The 2,280-nt window shown below is 64.1% G+C and carries 2 protein-coding genes and 2 pseudogenes; 3 read left to right on the top strand and 1 reads right to left on the bottom strand.

The window, feature by feature from the left end; translation table 11 throughout:
• From ACWD6P_RS36915 to ACWD6P_RS36905, 3 genes and pseudogenes are all read left to right on the top strand, one after another.
• A pseudogene (locus ACWD6P_RS36915) lies at nt 1-91 on the top strand (IS5/IS1182 family transposase); the annotation flags it as partial.
• Nucleotides 55-807, top strand: a complete 753-nt coding sequence (locus ACWD6P_RS36910) for a VG15 protein (RefSeq protein ID WP_451448594.1) — start codon at nt 55-57, stop codon at nt 805-807. The pseudogene ACWD6P_RS36915 and the gene ACWD6P_RS36910, both read left to right, overlap by 37 nt.
• Nucleotides 808-1,366: 559 nt before the next feature.
• Complete coding sequence (locus ACWD6P_RS36905; protein ID WP_451448593.1) at nt 1,367-1,705, top strand: hypothetical protein; 339 nt, start codon at nt 1,367-1,369, stop codon at nt 1,703-1,705.
• Nucleotides 1,706-2,195: 490 nt separating this feature from the next.
• Here ACWD6P_RS36905 and ACWD6P_RS36900 read toward each other — a convergent pair.
• Nucleotides 2,196-2,280: pseudogene (locus ACWD6P_RS36900) on the bottom strand (IS5/IS1182 family transposase); the annotation flags it as partial.

The following is a 2,280-nucleotide window of genomic DNA, read 5'->3' as shown; positions in this document are numbered from 1 at the left end:
GCTACGAACGCCACCCCCGCAACTACCTGGCCTTCTCGGCCTCGCTGCCACCCTGTGTTGCTACAAACGACTCGCCCGCCTCACCACATAGGACACGGTCTAAGCAACTTGGGAGAGCGGCTGACAGCTGCGCACCAACGGGCACAGCGCGCCCTGACAGGGAACGCTCTGAAGAAGCTATCGGCGGCATGGGCGGCGGTTGATCCGGCCGACGACGCGTCATGGCTGCGGTACGTCGCTCAGGCTGAGGAACTGTACCAAGTGGCACATACGAAGTCGGGCCAGGTAGCCGTCAACTACTTCGCACGTTTCCGGCGCGCGGAACTTCATGCCCTCGGGCTGGTGGCCGATGGGTTCACCGTGTCCGCGCCCGGCCTTGCACTGCCGGGGGCAGTCGGAGAGCGCCCTGGCGAAGTACGGGCCGGGGTACGTCCGCCGACTCTTTGCCACGGGTGTACCGGTAGAGGAGGCCAACCGGCTTGCCCTATCAGGTCAGTTGGGAAGCGTGACCGGCCACATTTTACGGTCCGGCCGCAGCGTCATTGCCGATGGCATCGACCGGGACCGGCGGTGTATCGGGTGGCGCCGGGTGTGTTCGGGGGCGCCTGCTCATTTTGCGCGATGTTGGCGAGTCAGGGCGCTGTCTATAGGGACCAGAAGTCCGCGGCGGGTTCCCGGAAGGGCGGCGGTCTGAGGTGGGCGGGGTGCGGGTGTTCATCGTGCGTGTCAGTGCCACATGGAACTGGTCTATTCTCGTCGGTCGCGCCCTACGCCTCAGGAGCAGCGTTACGGTGCTCTGTGGCGTGAGGCGGGCGGTGACCCGATTCAGTTCCGGCGGCTCGTCGAAGGCCGCGCATAGGGCGCATATGGGAGCCCCGCCTGTTCTGCCATGGAGCACGGCAGAACAGGCGGGGCGGTGCGGGCCAAGTGGAGGAACTGTGCCGGTCCTTCGCTTCAGCCCGAGTTTGTGACGGTTTTATCCGTCAGGACATGCCGTTGCTCTGGTTGCCCCAGCCGTGGCTGCTGGTCCCCCCTCCAATGCCGTTGCTCTGGTTGCCCCAGCCGTGGCTGCTGGTCCCCCCTCCTATGCCGTTGTTCTGGTCGCCCCAGTCAGCCGGGGCTTTTGTGACGACGTGAGGGGTGGAGTTGCCGACGGCGTACGCGGTCGTTGTGGCCCCTGCGGCAAAAGCCATTCCGAGGGCAGCGCCGCCCAGGGCCGTCCGCAAAACAGTTCTCTTCGAGAGGTTCATTCGCGTTTTGTTCATGGCACCACCGTGCTCGCCTCTGTGGCTGGCTACGACCGGAGAGCGGCCATTCGAGTGAACGGTTCCGTCGTCTAACGATCCGATTTTTGAGAGGTTTACGCATGAGTGACGAGACGCCGAACGAGGCGACCAACGAGACCGAACCCGCGGCGCCTGATGCGGTGGTCGACGCACCGCCGGCCGCGGAGGATCTGTCCGCCGAGGTGGAGCAGCTACGGGCACAGTTGGCGGAGTACGTGCCGATCGTCCAGGCCCACCAGGAGCCCGAGGAAGCACGCAAGACCGAGGAACAGCACCTGCGCGAGCAGGTCGAGGCCGTTCAGCGGGAGCTCGGCGAGGCGCGGCGGGGGTTGCTGCTGACCCGATCAAGATTGCTCGGGCTTTTGCTAAGCGCGCTCGTTTCTAAGCGGCGCAGAGAGATGCGTATTCATGTCTACTAATGTTTTTGCGAAGGCGGACAAGCTAGCTGCGGGGACCCTCGGTCTGCTCAAGCGGCAGACGGTTCTAGCGGGACTTGTCGCCAAGGATTCCGGCGCGGACTTCACCGGCGCGGCGGGTGACGCTGTGAACATCAAGCGCCGTCTCGTCTGACCGGCACTGAGCAGGATCTACGGGCCGACAACTCCGGTGGCATCGAATCTGAGAGCCTCGCCGAGTGGAAGATTCCCGTTCGCCTGGACCGGCACATTTACTCTGCCGTTGACCTGACCGACGCCGAACTGACGCTAGATATCGAAGACTTCGGTGCGCAGGTTCTTGCCCCGCAGGCAAACACTCTCATCGAGCGTGTTGAGAAGAAGCTCGCCGCCGCGCTTTCTACGGCGCCGGGCATTGGCACCGTGGACGTGGACAAGGCCAATGGCGACGAGGTCACCTCGGGCAGTGTCCGCAAGATGATCGCCAGGACGCGCACTGCACTAAGAAGTCATCTCAATTGGCGAGTCTGCGGTAGCAGATGAGGGTGCAGGCGAGGCTGGTGAAGGCGAGGAAGTGTTCGGCTTTGCGTTCGTATCGG

It is taken from the genome of Streptomyces sp. NPDC002446 (genome assembly GCF_053595675.1).
Note: the sequence above shows the minus strand (reverse complement) of the source record. Positions and strands in the feature narration are given on the sequence as shown.